This window comes from Mesorhizobium sp. M1E.F.Ca.ET.063.01.1.1 (assembly GCF_003998155.1).
Classification (GTDB): Bacteria; Pseudomonadota; Alphaproteobacteria; order Rhizobiales; family Rhizobiaceae; genus Mesorhizobium.
On sequence record NZ_RZSC01000337.1, the window covers coordinates 1 to 6,161 of the forward strand.

A 6,161-nucleotide genomic window follows, 5' to 3' on the forward strand; every position below is an offset into this window, starting at 1 on the left:
CTGCTCGCGCTGCTCACCGACGCCTCCGGGCAGGTGCCGCCGTTCCTTTTGTCCGCCATCACCTTCGCCATCGGCACTTGTGTCGGGCTTGTTGCAAGGCTGGTGATGCCAGCTCCCGACAAGCGCCGGAAAATACCGCCGCAAGTGTGGCTGATCGGGATTGCCGGCCTGTTCGGCTACCACTTCTTCTACTTCACGGCGCTGCGCAATGCGCCTGCCGTCGAGGCGAGCCTGATCGCTTATCTGTGGCCGCTCTTCATCGTGCTCGGCTCGGCGCTGATGCCGGGCGAAAGGTTGGCCTGGAACCATGTCGTCGGCGCGCTGCTGGGGCTTGCCGGTACCTTCCTGATCGTCACCAAGGGCGGCGGACTAGCCTTCGACGCACGCTACGCCTTCGGCTATGCGATGGCGGGCGTCTGCGCGCTTGTCTGGTCGTCCTATTCGCTCCTGTCGCGGCGGTTCCCGTCGGTGCCGACCTCGATCGTCACATGGTTCTGTGCCGCCACGTCGGCGCTTTCGCTCGTCTGCCATCTGTTGCTCGAAAAAACCGTGCTGCCCGAGGGTCCAGGGCAGTGGCTGGCGGTCGTCGGGCTCGGTCTGATGCCGGTGGGAGCCGCCTTTTATGCCTGGGATATCGGCGTCAAGCGCGGCAACATCCAGGTGCTGGGGGCGGCAAGCTACGCCGCGCCGCTCTTGTCGACGCTGGTGCTGATTGCGGCAGGTGTCGCCGAGCCGTCGCTGCGCATCCTCGCGGCCTGCGTGCTCATCACCGGCGGAGCGGCGCTTGCCGCCAAGTCCTTCTTGCTGCGCAAGCCGGCGACCGGCGGAGCTGGCGCATGATGCCGTTTGCGGGCGGCATCGACGCCAACCCGAACGCGACGCTTTTGTTCTCGATCGCCGCGGCTGCGATCTATGCCCTTGCGCTCGAACTGACGCCGCGCCTTGCCCGTTCCGCCGCGAAGACGCTGGCCGTCGCCTTGCTGGCGGCGCTCGCCGTCATGCAGGGCGGTCCGCTGCTGCTCGTCGCGGCGCTGGCGCTCAGCGCCGCCGGCGACGCGTTCCTGTCGCGCGACGGCGAAAAGGCCTTCCTTGGCGGGTTGGCGAGCTTCCTCGTCGCGCATGTCGCCTATATCGCCCTGTTCCTGGAGGTGGGTGGCGGGATCGGGCTGCTCGCCGCCGAACCGTGGCGCGGCGCGGTCGCGCTGGCGATGGCTGTGTTCGTTGTCCTGATGCTCGCCGCGCTGTGGCGTCGCGTCGGCCCATCCCTGCGTATCCCGATCGCCGTCTATGTCGCCGCGATCCTCGCCATGGGCATCTCGGCGCTCACCACCTTCTACGCTTGGGTCATCGCCGGCGCGGTGCTGTTCATGGCCTCGGACGGGCTGCTGGCGGCGGAGCGCTTCCTGCTTGCCGCGATCTCGCCGCATCGCGTCTGGATGCGCTACGCGGTCTGGGTGCTGTACTACGCGGCGCAGTTGGCAATCACCCTCGGTTTCTTGCTGAGTTAAGCGGTTTTCGGCTGCCAGCCCGGCTCGGCCAGCTCGAAGGCGGCGAAATCGAAGCCCGGCGCCACCGTGCAGCCGACCAGCGTCCATTCGCCGAGGCTGCGCGCCGACTGCCACCAGCCGGCCGGCACGACGATCTGCGGCCGCTCGCCCGCGGCAAGTGCTGCGCCCAGCACCTGTTCGATGACGGCGCCGGAGCCTTCCTCGTGCATGGCGAGCGCCAAGGGCGCGCCGGCGTAGAAGTGCCAGACCTCCGCCGCGTCCTTCACCCGGTGCCAGGCCGAAAGCTGGCCCTGCTCCAAAAGGAAATAAATCGCGGTCGAATGGCCCCGGCTGCCTCCCGAGCCATCGCGAAAAGTCTCGGCATACCAGCCGCCTTCGGGATGCGGCTGGAGACCCAGCGTTGCGATGATTTCAGCGGCGCTGGTCATGCAAGGAAGTATTTATTTGATGCATGTCGCTCTCCCAAAACCGCCATACATTTTTGGACGACACGCATCAGAAATTGTCCTTGCGTTTGCGGATCTCGGCGAACACCTCGACGTCGCTCGCCCGCTGCATGCCGAGATGCTTGCGGATCGCCGGATCGTGCCAGCGCAGGAACGGATTGGTCGACAGTTCCTCGCCGATCGTCGTCGGCAGGGTCGGTTTGTTTCCGGCGCGCAGCGCCTCGATCCTGGCGGCGCGCTCCTTCAAGGCCGAATTCGTGGGGTCGACGGTCAGCGCGAAGCGGGCGTTGGCCAAGGTGTATTCGTGACCGCAATAGATCACCGTCTCGGCCGGAAGAGCGGCAAGCTTCTTCAGCGATTCGTACATCACGGGCGGCTTGCACTCGAAGATCCGGCCACAGCCCAACGCGAACAGCGTGTCGGCGGTGAAGGCCGTTTTCGAGGCCGGCAGGTGGTAGGAGACATGGCCGGCGGTGTGGCCGGGGGTTTCGATGACATCGATCCTTTCCTCGCCAAGGCGGATGACGGAGCCTTGCTTGACGGTCTCGTCGATGCCGGGGATCTTGGCCTTTTCCGCCTCCGGTCCGACGATGGTGAGCTTGAAGCGCTCCTTCAGGGCCAGATTGGCCTCGACATGGTCGCCATGATGATGCGTGGTCAGGATCATCGTCGGCGTCCAGCCAGTGCGCTTGATCGCTGCCAGGATCGGGGCTTCTTCCGGAGCGTCGATGATCGCCGTCTGGCCGCTTTCGGGGTCGTGCACCAGCACGCCGAAATTATCGGTGCGGCACATGAACTGTTCGATTTCGACCGGCATCTCGTCGCTCTCCATTGTTGCCGCAGACATAGGGCGGGCGACCGTCGATGTCATCCGCCTTTGTTGAACTCGGCATTTATCGCGGCTACCGTCCGGCGGATGCATTCGGATATCGTCGACCTCCGCTCCTTCTATTCGACCACGCTTGGCCGCCTGGCCGAGCGCGCGATCACCATGGCGTTGTCGTCGATATGGGCGACCGTTCCGAACGAACGCCTGGTCGGCCTGGGCTACACGCTGCCCTGGCTGGAGCGGTTCGGCACCGATGCCGAGCGCGTCTTCGCCTTCATGCCGGCGACGCAAGGGGCTGTGGTCTGGCCGGCGACCGGACCGACGGCGACCGCGCTCGTCTTCGACGAAGAGCTGCCGCTGGTCGATTCCTGCATCGACCGCATGCTGCTCGTCCACTCGCTGGAACACGTCGAGAATCCGCGCGAGACGCTGAACGAGATTTGGCGCGTGCTGTCGCCCGCGGGCAGAGTCGTCATCGTCGTGCCCAATCGGCGCGGCGTCTGGGCGCGCTTCGAGCACACGCCCTTCGGCAACGGCCGGCCGTTCTCGCGCGGCCAGCTCACCGAATTGCTGCGCGAGGCGAATTTCACGCCCGCCGCATGGTCCGACGCGCTGTTCTTCCCGCCGTCGCCGCGGCGCTTCATGATGCGGTTCCACAATGTGCTGGAGCGCGCCGGCCGGCGATTCTGGCCGATCTTTTCCGGCGTCATCGTCGTCGAAGCGCAGAAGCGGCTCTACCAGGGCGTCCCTGTCGCGCAACGCGCCTCGCGTCGCGTTTTCGTCCCGGTCTTCTCGCCGCAGGGCGCGACGACGCTCGGGCGCCGGGCTGCCGATCCGGTGCCGCCGAGGCGAGTGACGCGTTCGTGATCGGGGCTACGCCTTGCATCGCATGGTCATCATCACCCTATCTCAAGGACGGGCTCGGGGCGCGGCATCGTTGCTGATGACCATTCCCGGAAGCAGGGATTTCGCATATGGACTACCAAACGGATGACAAGCAGGGCACCGGACTGGCCGCGTTCTCGGTCGAGACCAGCAGCCTCTCCGACCAGGTGGCGACGATCAGGCAGGCGCTGAAGACGTCGCCGGTGCGCAGGCAACTCCTGTGGGTCTCGATCGGCATTGTCGGCGTCGTCGTCGCGACCTCGATCGGGCAGGTCCTGCTCAACCGCTGGAACCAGCCTTTCTTCGACGCCCTGGCGCGGCGCGACCTGCCGGGTTTCCTGCACCAGCTGATGGTCTTTGCCGGAATTGCCAGCAGCCTGCTGGTGCTCAATGTCGGCCAGACCTGGCTCAACCAGACGATCCGGCTGAGGCTGCGCGAAGCGCTGACGCTGGACCTGATCGATGAATGGATGCGGCCGGCGCGCGCCTTCCGGCTCACCCATGCGGGCGCCATCAGCGTCAATCCCGACCAGCGCATGCAGCAGGACGCCGGGCATCTCTCCGACCTTTCGACCGATCTCGGGGTCGGCCTGCTGCAATCCTTTATCCTGCTTGTGTCCTTCATCGGCGTGCTGTGGGAACTTTCCTCCGGCTTCGTCTTCCATGTCGGCGGCCATTCGCTGGCGATACCCGGCTACATGGTCTGGGCGGCGATCCTCTATGCCGGCATCGCCTCCTGGCTGAGCTGGCTGGTGGGCAGGCCGCTGATCCGCTTCAACAGCGATCGCTACACGCGCGAGGCGGAGCTGCGCTCCTCCGTGGTTCGCGTCAACGAGAATGTCGACGCCATCGCGCTCGCCCATGGCGAGGCGGATGCCAGGCGGCAGCTCGAGCTCGATCTCGGCACCGTGCTCGGCGCCATGCGGCGCATCTACAGCGCCCAGATCAACCTGTCCTGGGTCACCGATGCCTATGGCTGGATCACCGTGGTGGCGCCGATCCTTGTCGCGGCGCCGGTCTATTTCGCGGGCGACATCAGCTTCGGCGGATTGATGATGGCGGTCGGCGCCTTCAACCAGGTGAATTCCTCGCTGCGCTGGTTCATCAACAACATCGGCGCCATCGCCGACTGGCGGGCAACGCTGATGCGCGTCGCCGACTTCCGCATCGCGCTTGGCGAAACCGATATCCTGCATGCCAAGGAAAGCTGTATCGAGTTGGGCGAGAACGCGAATGGCACGCTGACATTCGACAAACTCGAAGTCGCGTCGCCCGACGGCTGCACCAGGCTTGCCGAAACGGCCGTCGAGATAAAGGCCGGAGAGCGCGTCATGATCACCGGCGATCCGCGCGCCGGCAAGACGCTGTTCTTCCGCGCCATCGCCGGCCTCTGGCCTTGGGGATGCGGCCGCATCGGCATGCCGGCCGGGGAGACGCCGTTCTTCGTGCCGCGCACGCCCTATTTCCCGCTCGGCACGCTGCGCGATGTGCTCAACCATGCCGAAGGCGTCAACGTCGACGATGCCGAGATATCGGCGGTGCTCGGCGAAGTCGGCCTGGAGCGCCTGTCGTCCCAGCTCGACCGTTCGGCGCGCTGGGAGCATGAACTGGCCGACGACGAACAGCGGCTGCTCGCCTTTGCCCGGCTCGCGCTGAGGAAGCCGAAATGGGTGATCATCGACGAAGCGCTGGATACGTTCGACGGCGCCACGTTACGACGCGTGCTGGCGATGCTGCAGGCCCGGCTGCCGGATGCCGCCATCCTCAATATCGGGCGCGGTCTGCACAACATCCAGTTCTTCCCGCGGGCGCTCACTATCATCAAGGACAGCGGCGGATCGGCGCTGAAGCCGGCCCGCCTGCGCGCCGGGGCGATCGAACCTCCACCAGTTGCCGCCCATCGCAAAAAATAGCTTTATTTCGCCGCGATCGCGGGGAAGAATCCCGGTGTGGTCGGAGCTCGCCATGCCGAAGCTGCTCAGCCTGCTTGCCTGCCTTGCCTGCGCCGAGGCTGCGCCAATGCCCGCGATTGACGACGGCGCCCCGGTCGATGTCGAGCTCGTGCTGGCTGTCGATATCTCGCAATCGATGGACGAAGGCGAGTTCGCCTTGCAGCGCGCCGGCTATGTCGAGGCGCTGCGCCATCCCGACTTCATCAACGCGGTGCGTTCGGGGCAAAGCGGTCGCGTCGCGCTCGCCTATTTCGAATGGGCGGGCGTCGTACGCGACGACGGCGTGATCGCCTGGCAGATCATTGACGGCGCAGACAGCGCCAACGCCTTTGCCGACAAGATCGCGGGCCGGCCGTTCCGGAGCTTTCGCGGCACCTCAATCTCGGGTGCTCTCGGCTTCGGCGCCGGGCTTTTGGAGAAAAACGGCTTTTCGGCGCCGCGCCGGGTCATCGACATATCGGGGGACGGGCCCAACAATGCCGGGCTGCCCGTCGCTGTGACTCGCGATGCCGCTTTAGCCAAGGGCATGATCATTAACGGC

At 65.8% G+C, this 6,161-nt stretch carries 7 protein-coding genes; 5 read left to right on the forward strand and 2 right to left on the reverse strand.

All coding sequences use genetic code 11. From position 1 onward, the window contains the following. Positions 1 to 840, forward strand: an 840-nt coding sequence (locus tag EOA29_RS21645) for an EamA family transporter (RefSeq protein ID WP_145969732.1), incomplete at its 5' end; no start/stop codon positions are given. After that, the gene (locus EOA29_RS21650; protein WP_127221466.1) at positions 837 to 1,508 is read left to right on the forward strand and encodes a lysoplasmalogenase; all 672 of its coding nucleotides are present in this window, start codon (positions 837 to 839) and stop codon (positions 1,506 to 1,508) included. The genes EOA29_RS21645 and EOA29_RS21650, both read left to right, overlap by 4 nt. On the opposite strand, the gene EOA29_RS21655 is transcribed toward EOA29_RS21650, so the two are convergent. Together EOA29_RS21655 and gloB are read right to left on the reverse strand one after the other, a co-directional pair. Further along, the gene (locus EOA29_RS21655) at positions 1,505 to 1,936 is read right to left on the reverse strand and encodes a cupin domain-containing protein (RefSeq protein ID WP_126091675.1); all 432 of its coding nucleotides are present in this window, start codon (positions 1,934 to 1,936) and stop codon (positions 1,505 to 1,507) included. The two genes, EOA29_RS21650 and EOA29_RS21655, sit on opposite strands and share 4 nt — an antisense overlap. 67 nt (positions 1,937 to 2,003) lie before the next feature. Then, positions 2,004 to 2,771, reverse strand: a complete 768-nt coding sequence (gene gloB, locus EOA29_RS21660; RefSeq protein WP_126091676.1) for a hydroxyacylglutathione hydrolase — start codon at positions 2,769 to 2,771, stop codon at positions 2,004 to 2,006. A 99-nt stretch (positions 2,772 to 2,870) separates the two neighbouring features. Here gloB and EOA29_RS21665 point away from each other — a divergent pair, with 99 nt between their 5' ends. From EOA29_RS21665 to EOA29_RS21675, 3 genes are all read left to right on the forward strand, one after another. Further along, positions 2,871 to 3,650, forward strand: a complete 780-nt coding sequence (locus tag EOA29_RS21665; RefSeq protein ID WP_126091677.1) for a methyltransferase domain-containing protein — start codon at positions 2,871 to 2,873, stop codon at positions 3,648 to 3,650. A gap of 107 nt (positions 3,651 to 3,757) precedes the next feature. Next, positions 3,758 to 5,581, forward strand: a complete 1,824-nt coding sequence (locus tag EOA29_RS21670) for an ABC transporter ATP-binding protein/permease (protein ID WP_126091678.1) — start codon at positions 3,758 to 3,760, stop codon at positions 5,579 to 5,581. A 52-nt stretch (positions 5,582 to 5,633) separates the two neighbouring features. Then, a partial coding sequence (locus EOA29_RS21675; RefSeq protein WP_145969733.1) for a DUF1194 domain-containing protein occupies positions 5,634 to 6,161 on the forward strand: 528 nt, incomplete at its 3' end.